The organism is Embleya sp. NPDC059237 (assembly GCF_042754105.1).
In the GTDB taxonomy this organism is placed as follows: domain Bacteria; phylum Actinomycetota; class Actinomycetes; order Streptomycetales; family Streptomycetaceae; genus Embleya.
Genome location: NZ_JBHZAE010000003.1, coordinates 225,877 through 240,827 on the forward strand (window position 1 = coordinate 225,877; position 14,951 = coordinate 240,827).

General features: G+C 72.6%; 15 protein-coding genes. 14 read left to right on the forward strand and 1 reads right to left on the reverse strand.

The features are described 5' to 3' along the window. Positions 1-82 precede the first annotated feature (82 nt). The 3 genes from ACFXKZ_RS11610 (at position 83) to ACFXKZ_RS11620 (ending at position 3,307) form a co-directional block, all read left to right on the forward strand. Complete coding sequence (locus ACFXKZ_RS11610) at positions 83-1,261, forward strand: sensor histidine kinase (RefSeq protein ID WP_379999030.1); 1,179 nt, start codon at positions 83-85, stop codon at positions 1,259-1,261. 118 nt (positions 1,262-1,379) lie between these two features. Next, on the forward strand, positions 1,380-2,612 hold the full coding sequence (locus ACFXKZ_RS11615) for a sensor histidine kinase (RefSeq protein ID WP_379999032.1): 1,233 nt from the start codon (positions 1,380-1,382) through the stop codon (positions 2,610-2,612). Next, positions 2,609-3,307, forward strand: a complete 699-nt coding sequence (locus ACFXKZ_RS11620; protein WP_078976573.1) for a response regulator transcription factor — start codon at positions 2,609-2,611, stop codon at positions 3,305-3,307. Before ACFXKZ_RS11615 ends, ACFXKZ_RS11620 begins: the two co-directional genes overlap by 4 nt. Before the next feature lie 65 nt (positions 3,308-3,372). Here the strand turns inward: ACFXKZ_RS11620 and ACFXKZ_RS11625 are convergent, their stop codons facing one another. Beyond that, positions 3,373-4,182 carry an SDR family NAD(P)-dependent oxidoreductase gene (locus ACFXKZ_RS11625; protein WP_379999035.1) on the reverse strand — a complete coding sequence of 270 codons (810 nt, stop codon included), beginning with the start codon at positions 4,180-4,182 and terminating at the stop codon, positions 3,373-3,375. Between the two features lie 211 nt (positions 4,183-4,393). Between ACFXKZ_RS11625 and ACFXKZ_RS11630 the strand changes: the two genes are divergently transcribed. The 11 genes from ACFXKZ_RS11630 to ACFXKZ_RS11680 all read left to right on the forward strand — a co-directional run bounded on the left by ACFXKZ_RS11630 (position 4,394) and on the right by ACFXKZ_RS11680 (position 14,941). Beyond that, complete coding sequence (locus ACFXKZ_RS11630; protein ID WP_379999037.1) at positions 4,394-4,855, forward strand: 2,4'-dihydroxyacetophenone dioxygenase family protein; 462 nt, start codon at positions 4,394-4,396, stop codon at positions 4,853-4,855. A 34-nt stretch (positions 4,856-4,889) separates the two neighbouring features. Next, positions 4,890-6,071 (forward strand): cytochrome P450, encoded by a 1,182-nt coding sequence (locus ACFXKZ_RS11635; RefSeq protein WP_379999039.1) that lies wholly within the window; start codon positions 4,890-4,892, stop codon positions 6,069-6,071. Between the two features lie 218 nt (positions 6,072-6,289). Next, entirely contained in the window at positions 6,290-6,727 is a 438-nt protein-coding gene (locus ACFXKZ_RS11640; protein WP_379999041.1) for a hypothetical protein, read from the forward strand. Between the two features lie 64 nt (positions 6,728-6,791). Next, the gene (locus tag ACFXKZ_RS11645; protein ID WP_379999043.1) at positions 6,792-7,730 is read left to right on the forward strand and encodes a Rossmann-like and DUF2520 domain-containing protein; all 939 of its coding nucleotides are present in this window, start codon (positions 6,792-6,794) and stop codon (positions 7,728-7,730) included. Next, positions 7,727-8,587 (forward strand): pantoate--beta-alanine ligase, encoded by an 861-nt coding sequence (panC, locus tag ACFXKZ_RS11650; RefSeq protein ID WP_379999045.1) that lies wholly within the window; start codon positions 7,727-7,729, stop codon positions 8,585-8,587. The genes ACFXKZ_RS11645 and panC overlap by 4 nt, the downstream gene beginning before the upstream one ends. After that, entirely contained in the window at positions 8,584-9,015 is a 432-nt protein-coding gene (panD, locus tag ACFXKZ_RS11655) for an aspartate 1-decarboxylase (protein ID WP_379999047.1), read from the forward strand. Before panC ends, panD begins: the two co-directional genes overlap by 4 nt. Before the next feature lie 17 nt (positions 9,016-9,032). Then, entirely contained in the window at positions 9,033-10,661 is a 1,629-nt protein-coding gene (locus tag ACFXKZ_RS11660; protein WP_379999994.1) for an L-aspartate oxidase, read from the forward strand. Then, positions 10,658-11,548, forward strand: coding sequence for a carboxylating nicotinate-nucleotide diphosphorylase (nadC, locus tag ACFXKZ_RS11665; RefSeq protein WP_379999049.1), 891 nt, complete (start codon positions 10,658-10,660; stop codon positions 11,546-11,548). Before ACFXKZ_RS11660 ends, nadC begins: the two co-directional genes overlap by 4 nt. Positions 11,549-11,652: 104 nt before the next feature. Next, positions 11,653-12,441, forward strand: coding sequence for a type III pantothenate kinase (locus ACFXKZ_RS11670; RefSeq protein ID WP_379999051.1), 789 nt, complete (start codon positions 11,653-11,655; stop codon positions 12,439-12,441). 92 nt (positions 12,442-12,533) lie between these two features. Then, positions 12,534-13,526 (forward strand): hypothetical protein, encoded by a 993-nt coding sequence (locus ACFXKZ_RS11675; RefSeq protein WP_379999053.1) that lies wholly within the window; start codon positions 12,534-12,536, stop codon positions 13,524-13,526. 230 nt (positions 13,527-13,756) lie between these two features. Beyond that, positions 13,757-14,941: a hypothetical protein gene (locus ACFXKZ_RS11680; RefSeq protein WP_379999055.1), complete on the forward strand. Its 1,185-nt coding sequence runs from the start codon at positions 13,757-13,759 to the stop codon at positions 14,939-14,941. Positions 14,942-14,951: the final 10 nt, after the last annotated feature.

Consider the following 14,951-nt stretch of genomic DNA (forward strand, 5'->3'; position numbering starts at 1 on the left):
ATGCTGCCGTGCGATCGAGGTCGGGTCCGTGGCGATCCGTCCGGAGTGTGGGCGAACGTGTGTGCCCGTCTACCCTGCCTGTGTGCATCACCTGTACGCCTGGCTCCGTGGGCGCCCCCTGCTCGTCGACGGGGCGTGGGCGCTGCTGCTGCTCATGTTCGGCGGGTTCGAGGTGATCATCGATCAACCCGGTCCGCCCGACGTGCCGCACCTGGTCGCGCTCGGCGCGATGTCGCTGGTGCTGCTGATCCGCCGGCGCAATCCCACCCTCGCGTTGGTGGCCACCCTCGTGATCGGGATCTTCCAGCTCTTCGACGACGTGGCGCCGGGCCTGGAGGCACTGGCGATGCCCGCGATTGCCTACAGCGCCGCCGCGTACAGCCCGCGCTGGGTCTCGCGCACGGCGCTGGTCGCCGGCGTGCTCGCGCCGATCGCGGCGGTGCTGCGCTGGTGGGACAACCCGGACGTCGGCGCCACCGGGGTGATCTTCTTCACGCTGCTGCTGATGGGCCCGTTCGTGATCGGCTGGGTGCTGGGCGACTCGATGCGCACCCGGCGGGCCTACTACGTCGAGTTGGAGGACCGGGCCGATCGGCTGGAGCGCGAGCGGGACCAGCAGGCGCAGATCGCGGCGGCCGGCGAGCGAGCCCGGATTGCGCGCGAGTTGCACGACGTGGTGGCGCACAACGTGTCGGTGATGGTCGTCCAGGCCGACGGCGCCGCCTACGCGCTCGACAACGCGCCCGAGCTGACCCGCGAGGCGCTGGGCACGATCTCCTCGACCGGGCGCGAGGCGCTGGCCGAAATGCGTCGCCTGCTCGGCGTGCTGCGCTCGCAGACCGAGACCGACACCTACGTCCCGCAACCGGGCGTCGAACAGCTGGAGGACCTCCTCGACCGGGTCCGCAACGCCGGCCTCCCGGTCGACCTGACCGTGCAGGGGGTGCCGGTCGAGCTGTCCCAGGGCGTGGCGCTGACCGTGTACCGGATCGTCCAGGAGGCCCTGACCAACACCCGCAAACACGGCGGCCCGAACGTCAAGGCGCTGGTGCGGCTGCGCTACCTGGGCGACGACGTCGAACTGGACGTCGGCGACGACGGGCGCGGCGCGGCGGCGCCGGGCGACGGGATGGGGCACGGCCTGGTCGGCATGGGCGAGCGGGTCGCGATGTTCGGCGGCCGACTGGAGACCGGGCCCGCGCCCGGCGGCGGTTGGCAGGTGCGCGCGCTGCTGCCGGTACGACCCGCGGACGGTGCCTGAGCCGATCCGGCCGGCCTCCGGAGCGAGACGCACCCGGCGCGGGGTGCGACTTGTGGCGGAGGGATGATTCGGTAAGTCGGTGGACGCGCGTCGGGCGGGGCCCACGTAGCGTCGAAGTGTGCAACGAATCTACGCGTGGCTGCGAGCACACCCCCTGTGGGTCGACTCGGTGTGCACGATTCCGGTCTTCGGCCTCGGTGTGCTTCAGGTCTTCTCCGACGGGTCGAGCTCGGACGCCCCCACATGGTGGTGGCTGCTCCTGACCACGCTGCTCAGCCTGGGCATGATGCTGCACCGGGTGCGCCCGTTCACCGCCACCGCGCTGGTCGTGGTCGGCGGGTTGATGCAGCTGGTCTGGGACAACACGATCACCGCCGCCAACTACGCGATGCTCGTGTCGTTGTACACCGCCGCCAAGTCGGGCCCGCGCTGGCTCTCCCGGGCCGGCCTGGCGATGACCCTGATCGGGCCGGCCGTACTGCTCGCCCGGTTCCCCTCCTCGGCCGAATCCTCGTTCAAGGCCAACCTCTTCGGCCTGACGTTCACCGTGGTCCTGCTCGCCATCGCATGGGTGCTGGGCGATTCGATGCGTACCCGGCGGGCGTTCTACGCCGAGTTGGAGGAGCGGGCCACCCGGCTCGAGTTCGAGCGCGACCAGCAGGCGCAGATCGCCGCCGCGGCCGAGCGGGCCCGGATCGCCCGCGAGTTGCACGACGTGGTGGCGCACAACGTGTCGGTGATGGTGGTGCAGGCCGACGGCGCGGCGTACGCGATCGACGCGGCGCCGGATCGCGCCCGCGAGGCGCTGGGCACGATCGCGGCGACCGGGCGCGAGGCGCTGGCCGAGATGCGCCGCCTCCTGGGCGTGCTGCGCTCGCAGAGCGAGACCGAGGCGTACGTGCCGCAGCCCGGCGTCGAGCAACTCGACGAACTGGTCGAGCAGGTGCGCACCACCGGCCTGAACGTGGAGCTCACGGTCGCGGGCGTGCCGGTCGAATTGCCGCAGAGCGTGGCGCTGACCGCGTACCGGATCGTCCAGGAGGCGCTGACCAACACCCGCAAGCACGGCGGCCCCGACGTCACCGCGAAGGTCGGCGTCGGCTACGGGGAGGCCGGCCTGGAGATGGAGATCAGCGACGACGGGCGGGGCGCGGCGGCGCCGGGCGACGGCATGGGGCACGGCCTGGTCGGCATGCGCGAGCGGGTCGCGATGCTGGGCGGCCGGTTGCGGACCGGCCCCACCGTCGGCGGCGGGTGGTCGGTCAGTGCGATGCTGCCCTACGCCGGCCGGTCCGATTCCGCGTCCGCCGCCGCAGGCCCGTCCCGAACGACTCTTCAAGGAGCCCAGTGAGCATCAAGGTGATGCTGGTAGACGACCAGGAATTGTTGCGGACCGGCTTCACCATGGTGTTGCAGGCGCAGCCGGACATGAGCGTGGTGGCCGAGGCCGGCGACGGCGTCGAGGCGCTCGACAAGCTGCGGCACGTGGACGTCGACGTGGTCCTGATGGACGTGCGGATGCCGCGCATGGACGGCGTCGAGGCGTGCCGCCGGATCTGCGCGGACGGCGGTGAGAACGCCTTGGTGCTGCCCGAGGGTCGGGTGCGGCCCAAGGTGCTCATGCTGACCACCTTCGACCTCGACGAGTACGCGTTCGCCGCGCTCAAGGCCGGGGCGAGCGGCTTCCTGCTCAAGGACGTGCCGCCGCCGGAGCTGCTGTCCGGGATCCGGGCGGTGGCCTCGGGCGACGCGGTGGTGGCGCCGAGCACGACCAAGCGCCTGCTCGACCGGTTCGCGCCGATCCTGCCCAGCGACCACGAGCCCCGCCCGGACGTGGTGGACGCGCTGACCGAGCGCGAGCTGGAGGTGATGATGCTGGTCGCCCAGGGCCTGTCCAACGCGGAGATCGCGCAGCGGCTGTTCCTGTCCGAGGCGACCATCAAGACGCACGTCGGTCGGATCCTGATGAAGCTCGGGCTGCGCGACCGGGTCCAGGTCGTGGTGCTGGCGTACGAAACCGGCCTGGTCAAGGCCCGCGGCCGGTAGCGTCCCGGGCGCGCGGGCCGACCGCCCGGCCCGCGCACCCGGCCGGCTTGGTCGGCTCGGCCGGGTCAGTCGGTGTAGAAGCCGCCGTCCGGGTGCAACATCTCGCCGGTGAAGTAGGACGACTGGTCGCTCGCCAGGAACAGCGCCGCGTTGGCCACCTCGCGCGCGGTGCCCATCCGGCCCAGCGGCACGCTGCCGAGCAGCCGCTGCTCCAGCTCCGGCACGCCGCGCAGGACCGCGGTCATGTTGGTCTCGATGAAGCCCGGGCCGATCGCGTTGACCCGGATCCCGGCCGGGCCGAGCGCGAGGGCCGCCTGCTTGGTCAGCATCCACACGCCCGCCTTGGACACCGCGTAGCCCGGCCCGCCCGTCTCGGGGTGGCGCGCGGCGATCGAGGCGACGGTGATGATCGAGCCGCGCCGGCCCCGGGCGACCATCCAGCGGGCGGCGGCCTGGACCGCCAGGAGCGTGCCGGTCAGGTTCACGTCCAGCACCCGCTGCCACTCGGCGAGCGGGCTGTCGGTGAACCGCCTGATCGGGTCCGACTCGACCGGGGCGGCCCGCCGGCGCCGGCCGCCGACGTGGTCGGCCGTGGTGATGCCCGCCGCGGTGACCAGCACGTCGATCGCGCCGAACGTGTCGATCGCGTGCTGCATCACCGTCCCGGTGTCGGTCGGACTGCTCGGGTCGGTGTGCATGTAGGTGGCCCGTCGGCCGCGCTTCTCGACCGCCTCGATGGTGTCCATCGCGGCCTCGTCGCGCACGTCGGCGACCACGATGTCGGCGCCCTCCTCGGCGAAGCGCTCACAACACGCGCGGCCGATCCCGTCGGCGCCGCCGGTGACCACGGCGACTCGTCCGTCGAGCTGTCCCATCTCCGCTCCCCATCCCCTGTACCCGTCCCCTGTGCCCGTCGCCGCACGTGTCCCCGCGCGTACGCGTGCGATCGATGGTGTTGCCCATCCTGCGCGGCCCTCGAAACTCGGCGCCGTTCGAGGCATGCTGTTACACCGTTACAGACATGCTGTCGCGCCGCCGCGGACGCGGCGCCCGTCCCGGGGGACCCGCCATGACCAAGGAGATCGCATGACCACCAGCGCACCCGGCCGCCCCGCTGTCCACCTCGGCGTCGACGACCTGCCGTTCGTCGACATCGGCGGCGGCAACAAGCTCAAGGTGTTGTGCGTCAAGGAGGAGGAGGAGGGCCTGTGGATCGTGGAGAACGTCTTCCAGCCCGGCTTCGCGGTCGAGACGCACCGGCACACCGGACCCGTGTACGGCTACACCACCTCGGGCGCGTGGAAGTACGCCGAGTACGACTACGTCAACCGGGCCGGCTCGTTCCTGTACGAGCCCGCCGGATCGGTGCACACGCTCACCTGCGTGGAGCCGGACACCCGGGTCTGGTTCCAGATGTACGGCGCCAACCTCAACCTGGACGCGGACGGGAACATCACCTCGGTGACCGACGGTCCCGGCACCCTGCGGGCCTACCGCGCGCTGTGCGAGGCGCAGGGTTTCGGCCGGCCGAACGTGCTGGTGGGTTGAGGATGTCCGCGAGTCGAGATTGCGAGGGGGCACGATGACCGCCATCGCCGAGCGGGCCGAACCGGACCTGTACCACCCCGAGCGGTACGTGGACGGCCCGCCGCACGCGCTGTTCGCCGAGTTGCGCCGGACCCGGCCGGTGTACTGGCAGGACATCCCGGGGCAGCCGGGCTACTGGGCGGTGCTGCGGCACGCCGACGTCGAGTACGTCTCGCAACACCCCGAGATCTTCTCCGCCGAGGCGGGCGGGATCCTCGTCGAGGACCTCGAACCGGACCGCCTGGAGGCGCTGCGCGGCACGCTGCTCTCGATGGATCCGCCGCGGCATCGGGCCTACCGCAAGCCGCTGGTCAAGTCCTTCACCGCGCGGGTCGTCGGCGGCATGGAGGATCGGATCCGGGCCATCTGCCGGGAAATCCTGGCCCGGGTGGGTGGCGGCGAGGTCGAGTTCGTGCACGACGTCACCTCCGGGCTGCCCACCCAGGTGATCGGCGAGCTGATGGGCCTGCCGGCCGCGGACTGGGACCACATCCACGCGCTCGCCGAACGCAACACGGCGGGCGAGGGCGGCACGGCGGCGATCGAGATGGCCCGCTACGCGATGGGCTTCGCGGCGCGGCGCCGGATCGAGGAGCCGCGCGCGGACATCACGTCGCTGATCCTGGAGTCCGAGTTCGGCGGCCGGATGATGACCGACCTCGACTTCGGCCGGTTCTTCGTGCAGTTGGTGACCGCGGGCAACGACACCACCAAGACGATGCTCTCCGCCGGGCTGGACGCGCTGCTCGCCCACCCCGACCAGCTCGCCGCGCTGCGCGCGGATCGGGCGCTGGTGCCGGGCGCGGTGGAGGAGATCCTGCGCTGGGCCAACCCGCTGCACTACTTCCGCCGCACCGCCACCCGGGACACCGAACTGCGCGGTGTGCGGATCCGGGCGGGCGAGAAGGTGGCGATGTACTACACCTCGGCCAACCGCGACGAGGACATCTTCGCCGACCCGCAACGCTTCGACATCACCCGCAGGCCCAACCCGCACCTGTCCTTCGGTTTCGCCGAGCACTTCTGCCTGGGCGTGCACATCGCCCGACTGGAGGGCCGGGTGTTCTTCGAGGAGCTGCTCGCGGCGCATCCCGTGATCGAGCGGACCGGCGAGCCCGAGCGGTTGTGCTCCAACCTCAACAACGCGCTCACCCGGATGCCGGTGCGGCTGGGGTAGCGAACGACGACCGAGGGTGACCCCGGGCGGGCCGGGCCCGCCCGGGGTCTCCGCATGCGCTTTTTCCGGTTTCCCGGAGCGTGACAGGCATGCGACACGGGTCGAAAGGGGACACATAGACGATCGACTCGGGGAAGGCGAAGAGGGCCGAATCCTCGTACCCGGCCCGCACAGGCTCGTACTCGGTTTCATCGGCACCGGTCTCCGGGAGGCTTCCCATGGGCAGCCGTCAACTGGTCATACGCGTGGGACGCCGCTGTGCGCTCGCGGTCGCCGCGGTCGGGATCGTCGCGGCGGCCGGAGCCCTGGACGCCGGCCCGGCTCCCGCTCCGTCACCCGAGCGCAGTAGCGCCGTCGCGTCGGTGGAATCCGCGCCCCGAGGCGACGGAGCGAGCCCGTCCGCCTACTCGCTGCAGACCCAGGGCGGTCCGCGCAGCGTGCGGGTCGCCCGGGTGGTCACCGGCACGATGTTGCTGACCGGCCTCGTGCTCACCGCGCTCGGCGCGATCGGCATGCGCGGACCGGAGCTGATCCGCCGCAAGGTCGCCCTGCGGGCCTCCTACGCGGCCGGTGCCTCCCGCTACCGGTGGCCGGCGCCGAGTCCGCGGCCGGCCCACCCGCCGACCATCCCGGGGACCGGTCCGCCCGGCGCGTGAGTACCCTGATCGGGCCAGTACTCGTCCGGTACCCGCCGCGGACTGGAACGGAAGGCTCGCTCGCGTGAACAACGACATCACCGCACGCCCGTATCCGCACGGCCGCTCGCCCGACCCCGCCGACCGCCCCGCGCGGCTGCGCGTGGGCGTGGTGGGCACCGGCCGCGTCGGCCCGACCCTGGCCGCCGCCCTCGCCCTCGCCGGGCACTCGGTGGTGGCCGCCTCCGGCGTCTCCGAGGCATCCCGGCGCCGCGCCGAGGAACTGCTCCCGGGTGTCCCGCTGGTCACCCCGCAGGAGGTCATCGCGGCCTCCGACCTGACCCTGCTGACCGTGCCCGACGACGCGCTGGAAGCCCTGGTGCACGGCCTGGCCGAGACCGGGGCGATCAAGGCCGGCCAACTCCTGGTGCACGCCTCCGGGCGCTACGGCGTCGCCATCCTGGAGCCGGCCACCCGCGCCGGCGCGTTGCCGCTCGCGCTGCACCCCGTGATGACCTTCACCGGCAGCACCGTCGACCTGGAACGGCTGGCCGGCTGCTCCTTCGGGGTCACCTCGCCCGAGGTGCTGCGACCGGTCGCCGAGGCGCTGGTGGTGGAGATGGGCGGCGAGCCCGAGTGGATCGAGGAGCAGGACCGCGCGCTCTACCACGTGGCCCTGGCCAACGGCGCGAACCACCTGGTCACCCTGGTCGCGCAGTCGATCGAACTGCTCGGCGCGGCCGGCGTGCGGGCCCCGGGCCGGATGCTCGGGCCGCTGCTCGGCGCCGCCCTGGACAACGCGCTGCGCGCCGGCGACCATGCGCTGACCGGTCCGGTGGCGCGCGGCGACGCGGGCACGGTGGCCGCGCACGTTGCCGAGCTGCGTCGGGTCTCGCCCGAGGCGCTGGCCGCCTACGTGGCGATGGCCCGGCTGACCGCGGACCGCGCGCTCAACGCCGGGCTGCTCAAGGCCGAGGCGGCCGAGGCGCTGCTCGGTGTACTGGCCGAGGGAGGCCGACCGTGACCGATGTGCGACTGGCCCGGACCGCGGCCGAACTCGCCGAGGACACCCGCCCGCACGGACTGCGCGCGGTGGTGATGACGATGGGCGCGCTGCACGAGGGGCACGCCGCGCTGATCCACGCCGCGCGCGCGTTCGTCGGCCCGGCCGGACACGTGGTGGTCACCGTGTTCGTCAACCCGCTCCAGTTCGGCGCGGGGGAGGACCTGGACCGCTACCCGCGCACCCTGGATGCCGACCTGGCGGTGAGCGCGCGGGCGGGCGCCGACGTGGTGTTCGCGCCCTCGGTGGACGAGGTGTACCCGGGCGGCGAGCCGCAGGTGCGGATCACCGCCGGACCCACCGGCGCGGTCCTCGAAGGCGCCTCCCGCCCCGGCCACTTCGACGGCATGCTCACCGTGGTGGCCAAGCTGCTGCACCTGACCGACCCGAAGGTCGCCTTCTTCGGCGAGAAGGACGCCCAGCAACTGGCGCTGATCCGGCGTATGGTGCGCGATCTGAACTTCCCCGTCGAGATCGTGGGCGTGCCCACCGTCCGCGAACCCGACGGACTGGCCCGGTCCAGCCGCAACCGCTATCTCTCCGCGTCCGAGCGGGAGATCGCGCTCTCCCTCGGGCGCGCGCTCGACGCGGGCGCCGGGCGCGCCGCCGACGGCGCGGCGGCGGTGCGGGCCGCGGCCGTGGGGGTGCTGCGGGCCGTACTCGAGCCCGACTACGTGGAGTTGGTCGATCCCGACGACTTCACCCCGGTGGCCGCGGACCACGCGGGCCCGGCGATCCTGGCGCTGGCGGCCCGCGTCGGCACCACCCGCCTCATCGACAACGCCCGCCTGACGATCACGGGAGTCCCCCGGTCATGATGCGCACGATGTTCAAGTCCAAGATCCACCGCGCGACGATCACGCAGGCGGACCTCCACTACGTCGGATCCATCACCATCGACGAGGATCTGCTCGAAGCCGCCGACATCCTGCCCGGCGAACTGGTGCACGTGGTCGACATCGACAACGGCGCCCGCCTGGAGACGTACACGATCGCGGGCCCGCGCGGCACCGGCGTGATCGGCATCAACGGCGCCGCGGCACGGCTGGTGCACACCGGCGACCTGGTGATCATCATCGCGTACGCGCAGGTCACCGACGCCGAGGCGCGGGCGATGAAGCCGCGCGTGGTGTTCGTCGACACGGCCAACACGATCACCGGCACCGGGCACGACCCGGCCGAGGCGCTGCCCGGCGGGGAGACCGTGCGCGGCGACCGCGTGGCCCCCGCCCGGACCACGTCGTGAACGCGCCCGCACAACCCATGCGCCTGGCCGCGCCCGATCCCGGCTGGACCGTACGGGCCGATGTCATCGTGGTCGGCTCCGGCGTGGCCGGCCTGACCGTCGCGCTGCGGGCCCGGCGGGCCGGCCGGGTGTTGTTGGTGACCAAGGGCCGGCTCGACGAGGGCTCCACCCGCTGGGCGCAGGGCGGGATCGCGGCCGCGCTCGACGAGGGCGACAGCCCCGAACAGCACCTGCGCGACACGCTCGTGGCCGGCGCCGGGCTGTGCCTGGAGGACGCGGTCCGGGTGCTGGTCACCGAGGGCCCCGACGCGGTGCGCCGACTGATCGACACCGGCGCCGAGTTCGACCGGGGCCCCGACGGCGACGTGCTGCTCACCCGCGAGGGCGGCCACCTGCGCAACCGCATCGTGCACGCGGGCGGCGACGCGACGGGGGCGGAGATATCGCGCGCGCTGGTCGCCGCGGTGCACGCCCTGCCCGACATCGAGGTGATCGAGAACGCGCTCGTGCTCGACCTGTTGAAGGACGAGAGCGGGCGGGCCGCCGGGGTCACGCTGCACGTGATGGACGAGGGCGCGCGCGACGGGGTGGGCGCCGCGGTGGGTCGGGCCGTCGTGCTCGCCACCGGCGGCATGGGCCAGGTGTTCTCATCCACCACCAACCCCTCGGTGTCCACCGGTGACGGGGTCGCGCTCGCGCTGCGCGCCGGGGCGGAGGTCACCGACCTGGAATTCGTGCAATTCCACCCGACCGTCTTGTGGTTGGGCCCGAACGCCGAGGGACAGCAGCCGCTGGTCTCCGAAGCGGTCCGCGGCGAGGGCGCGTACCTCGTGGACGCGGCGGGCGTACGGTTCATGACCGACCGACACCCGCTCGGCGAACTCGCCCCGCGCGACGTCGTGGCCAAGGGCATCATGCGCCGGATGGCCGAGACCGGTGCCGAGCACATGTACCTGGACGGCCGGCACTTCGGCGCGCAGATGTGGAAGCACCGCTTCCCGACCATCCTGGCCGCGTGCCTGGCGCACGGGATCGACCCGGTGACCGAGCCGATCCCGGTCGCTCCCGCCGCGCACCACGCGAGTGGAGGGGTCCGCACCGACCTGCACGGCCGCACGAGCGTGCCGGGGTTGTACGCCTGCGGGGAGGTGGCCTGCACCGGTGTGCACGGCGCCAACCGGCTCGCCTCCAACTCGCTTCTGGAGGGCCTGGTCTTCGCCGAGCGCATCGCCGCCGACCTGGCCGGGGAACTGCCGCCGTTCGCCGAGCCGGTCGCACCGAGCGCACCCGCGGGGCTGCTGGGCGAGGCGGTGCGCCTGCCGCTGCAACGCGCGATGACCTCGGGCGCCGGGGTGTTGCGCAACGAGGCCGGGATGGCCGCGACCGAGGCCGCGCTGACCGGCCTCGCGGCGCGCGCCGGCGACGATCCGTGCACGTCGACGTGGGAGACCACCAACCTGCACCTGGTCGCGAGCGCGCTCACTCGTGCCGCGCGGCTGCGCGAGGAGACGCGCGGCTGCCACTGGCGCGAGGACCACCCCGACCCCGACGACACGGCATGGCGCGGCAATCTGGTCACGACGCTGCGCGATGGCGAGCTGCGGGTCGCCTATCAGGCCCACGAACCGAAGGAGTCCACCGAGTGAGCACCGACCAGCTGTCCGCCGACCTCACCGCGCGCCTGGCCGAGGCCGGGCTCGACCCGCTCGCCGTCGCCGCGCTCGTGGCCGCCGCCGTCGCGGAGGACCTGGCCGGCGGCGTGGATGTCACCTCGGTGGCCACCATCCCGGAAACCGCGCGCGGGCACGCCGACTTCACCGCCCGCGCCGCGGGTGTGGTCGCGGGCCTGCCGGTCGCCGAGGCGGTCCTCGAATTCGTCTGCGGCGCCGACCTGGTGGTCACCCGGCACGTCCGGGACGGCGACGCGGTGGCGCCCGGCACGGTGCTGTTCGGCGCCGAGACGGGCACCCGCGCGCTGCTCACCGCGGAGCGGGTGGCGCTGAACCTGCTCTCCCGGCTGTCCGGGGTGGCGACCGTCACCCGCGCGTGGGTGGACGCGGTCCACGGCACCGGCGCCGCGATCCGGGACACCCGCAAGACCACGCCGGGTCTGCGCGCGTTGGAGAAGTACGCGGTGCGCTGCGGCGGCGGGGTCAACCACCGCATGTCGCTGTCCGACGCGGCGATGGTCAAGGACAACCACGTCGTCGCCGCGGGCGGGGTCGCGGAGGCGTTCAAGGCCGTGCGGGCGGCGTTCCCGGACCTTCCCGTCGAGGTCGAGGTGGACCACCTCGAGCAGATCCCGCCGGTCCTGGAGGCGGGTGCCGACCTGATCCTCCTGGACAACATGAGCACCCGACAGATGCGCGAGGCGGTGGCCCTGGTCGCGGGCCGGGCCCGACTCGAGGCCAGTGGCGGGCTCACCCTGGGGACCGCCCGGGAGGTCGCCGAGACCGGTGTGGACTACCTCTCGATCGGCGCGCTGACCCACTCCGCCCCGATCCTGGACATCGGTGTGGACCTGCGCGCCTGAGCGACCGGTACCGTTCACCGGATCAACCGTCCGCGCTCCTCCCGCCCTCCCGAAGCCGCGCTCCGTCCCCCACGGCCCGAGCCAGAACACCAAGGACGCCCACGATGTTGCTCACCATCGACGTCGGTAACTCGCATACCGTGCTCGGCCTGTTCGACGGTGACGAGATCGTCGAGCACTGGCGCATCTCGACCGAGGCCCGGCGGACCGCCGACGAACTCGCGGTCGTCCTCGCGGGCCTGCTCGGCCAGCATCCGCTGATCGGTGCCGAGGGCATCGACGGCATCGCGATCTGCTCCACCGTGCCGTCCGTGCTGCACGAGATGCGGGACATGGTGCGGCGCTACTACGGCGACATCCCCACGGTCGTGGTCGAACCCGGGGTCAAGACCGGCGTGCCGGTCCTGATGGACAACCCCAAGGAGGTCGGCACCGACCGGATCATCAACGCGCTCGCGGCCGTCAAGCTGTACGGCGGCCCGTGCGTGGTGGTCGACTTCGGCACCGCGACCACGTTCGACGCGGTCAGCACCAAGGGCGAGTACGTCGGCGGCGCGATCGCCCCCGGCATCGAGATCTCGGTGGACGCGCTGGGCGCCCGCGGCGCGCAGTTGCGCAAGATCGAGCTGATGCGCCCGCGCAGCGTGATCGGCAAGAGCACGGTCGAGGCGATGCAGGCCGGCATCCTGTACGGCTTCGCCGGCCAGGTGGACGGTGTGGTCAAGCGCATGGCGGCCGAGTTGTCCCCGGACGACCCGGACGCGGTCACGGTGGTGGCCACGGGCGGGCTGGCCACGCTGGTCCTGGGCGAGGCGTCGGTGATCGACGTGCACGAGCCGTGGTTGACCCTGATCGGGCTGCGGATGGTGTACGAGCGCAACGCGACGGTCTGAGCGCGGGCCGGGCCCGGATTCGCCGTCCAAGTCGGAAAAACACAAGCATGAAATAAGCAGGATTGTCCGGCTCGCCGCATACAGTGCGTGGTATGCCGACGCCACATGGTGACCAGGGGATGGCCTTCAGCGCGCACGAGGTGCGGGTGCTGCGTCGGGCGCTGACCGTCGCGCTGCGCGGCGGGCGCGACTCGGTCGACTTCTGGCTGCTGGGCCGGGCGATCGGCGAGGCGCACGACGAGCGGGAGCGGCTGCGCGCCTTCATGTCGGCCGAACTGCGCCGCTATCGCGCCGCGTTGCCGGGGAGCGCGGCCACGTTCCTGACCTGCCTGCGCAACGCCGTGGACGAGATCGCGCACGTGCCGTCGGCCGAGGACCTGGCCGCGCTGCGCACGGTCGTCGACCTCCCCTGCGGCCCCCACGAACGGGCGAGCCGCGCGGCCCTGTTGCGCCGCTGCACGCACTTGGCCGAGGCCGCCCTCGAACAACGCCTCACCGCCCGCGCCCACCGCCGAGCCGCCGCCGAAGCCGACCGCGCCACCCGCCCGGACCCGTTGGACATCCTCATCCCGGGCCGCGCGACAGCCGCTCCGCCGCCGTCGCGTCGGACGGCCGGCACCGCTCGACCCACCCCGCCCCCCGCGCCGGCGCAACCCACGACGCCGGAGGCCGAGGCGCACGCACCCGCCGCGCCCGAGCCGGCCGCCGTCGAGCCCGCCGCGACCGAGCCCGTCGAACCCGCAGCGCCGAAGCCGGAAGTCGTCGAGCCCGAGGCAACCGAGCCCACCGCCCCTGAGGCCGCCGGATCGGAGCACTCCGAGCCGGAAGCCACGGGGCCCGAGGCGCACGAGCCCGAGACCAGGGCCCCCGAGGTCCAAAAACCCGAAGCCCACGAGCCCGAAGCGCCAACTCTCGAACACGAGGCACCCACACCGGAATCCACCCTCGAAGAGGCTCCGACAACGCCGCCGACCGTCGACGTCCGGCCGACGGAAACCCTCTCCCAGGTGATCCCCCATCGCCGCCAAGGCCGCGTCCTCGGACAACTCCCCACCCCGGAAATCCTCCAGACCGGCACCGGCTGAACTCCGGTTCGAGGTCGAGCTCGCCAAGGCCTTACTGGCGCGAAGGGCGGCATCCACGCCGTCCCGGGCGCAACGGCCGCCGGGCCGGGAGGGCTTCGGGTGGGGCGTACGGTGGGGCGGGTCGCGGGTGGGTCATCCGCTCCTGTGGTCGGGTCGGACTCTTGGGGGATCGTTTGTTCCGCTCCTGCACATCCCGGGTTCGCGCACTCGGGTCGATCCTCGCGGCGATCATGCTGCTTTCCGTCGGCGCCGCGGTCGGCCCGGTGCATGCCGCCCGGTCGGGTCTGGCGCTGGGCTATTTCTCGTCCGACCTCTTCATGGACGATACCTATCCGGCGGAAAGCCGCCCGAATTACCGGTTCGACCTCTGGTTGACCTCCTCCGGGGGGCCCGTCGACGATGTGCGGCTCCGGTTCGACACCACGGGCATCGAGCCCTACGCAATGAGCGGCTACCCGTACCCGGGCCAACCGGACGACCCGTGCACCCACGATTCGGGGATCCACGTCTGTACCGTCGGCACGGTCGACGGCTACCACGAACTGCCCTCGATGATGATCGTGGGTTCGAACCGGAAGACGGATGCCCGTGCGGTGGGGCGATTCAGTGTGCAGGCGGAGACCGACGACGGGCGAATCCTGGTTCCGAAGACCTGGTTCACGGTGTCGAAGGCTCCCGATGTGCCCAAGGCCTACCAGCTGAAACAGCCCATCGGTGTGCGGGCGGACTCGACCGTGGATCCCATCGCCATGTTCCGCGTCGAGGACGGGATTCCCGGAGATCTCATCGTCTTTCTCCGGGCGGGCCCGGGTGCCCGGTTCCGGGACAGGTTCACCAACTGCCACTACTCTCGCGGCGGCGGCAGTGGCAGCGATCGGGAGCCGGAGGAGGCCCTGTGCGTCGCGGAAGGGCCCTTCACCGAATCCACCACGTACCAGCCGGCGACCCCGGTCGTGCTCGACATCTCCGCGGGTGTTTCCTCCACCTGGTTCGACGCCGCGGTGGGGAAGTTCGACGGACGAACCGTGACCGATTGGGTGACGAGGCACGGCGATGCCGAGCCCGGTACGGAACCCGCGCTCGACTTCACCGAGGTCGCGCAACTCCAGGGCGACCGATACGCGTCCTTCGATCTGTACAAGCCCGTGTGGCGTGTACGGACCGTCATTCGGCCCGGAGCCCCGATCAACACCGCGCCGTCCGCCCTGCCCGACGCGTCCGAGAAGCCCAAGAGCGCGCCGGAGCTTCCCCAGCCGCCGATCGACCGATCCGCCGCCCCGAAGTCCGCCGGTGATTCCGGCCTGTCCACGACCGCGCTGACCGCCCGCTGGGTGACGGCCGTGCTCCTGGCCGTCGGTATCGGCGTCGCCCTCGTCCTCCGGCGCCGTCGCAACGCATCCGCCCCGGACCGCTGAACCCGCCGCC

Bases quoted from the DNA above. Each gene is read 5' to 3' on its own strand.
- ACFXKZ_RS11635 (WP_379999039.1), top strand. From the start codon at position 4,890: ATGACCGCCATCGCCGAGCGGGCCGAACCGGACCTGTACCACCCCGAG.
- ACFXKZ_RS11630 (WP_379999037.1), top strand. From the start codon at position 4,394: ATGACCACCAGCGCACCCGGCCGCCCCGCTGTCCACCTCGGCGTCGAC.
- ACFXKZ_RS11660 (WP_379999994.1), top strand. From the start codon at position 9,033: ATGCGCCTGGCCGCGCCCGATCCCGGCTGGACCGTACGGGCCGATGTC.
- ACFXKZ_RS11640 (WP_379999041.1), top strand. From the start codon at position 6,290: ATGGGCAGCCGTCAACTGGTCATACGCGTGGGACGCCGCTGTGCGCTC.
- panD (WP_379999047.1), top strand. From the start codon at position 8,584: ATGATGCGCACGATGTTCAAGTCCAAGATCCACCGCGCGACGATCACG.
- ACFXKZ_RS11625 (WP_379999035.1), bottom strand. From the start codon at position 4,182: ATGGGACAGCTCGACGGACGAGTCGCCGTGGTCACCGGCGGCGCCGAC.
- ACFXKZ_RS11680 (WP_379999055.1), top strand. From the start codon at position 13,757: ATGCTGCTTTCCGTCGGCGCCGCGGTCGGCCCGGTGCATGCCGCCCGG.
- ACFXKZ_RS11670 (WP_379999051.1), top strand. From the start codon at position 11,653: ATGTTGCTCACCATCGACGTCGGTAACTCGCATACCGTGCTCGGCCTG.
- ACFXKZ_RS11675 (WP_379999053.1), top strand. From the start codon at position 12,534: ATGCCGACGCCACATGGTGACCAGGGGATGGCCTTCAGCGCGCACGAG.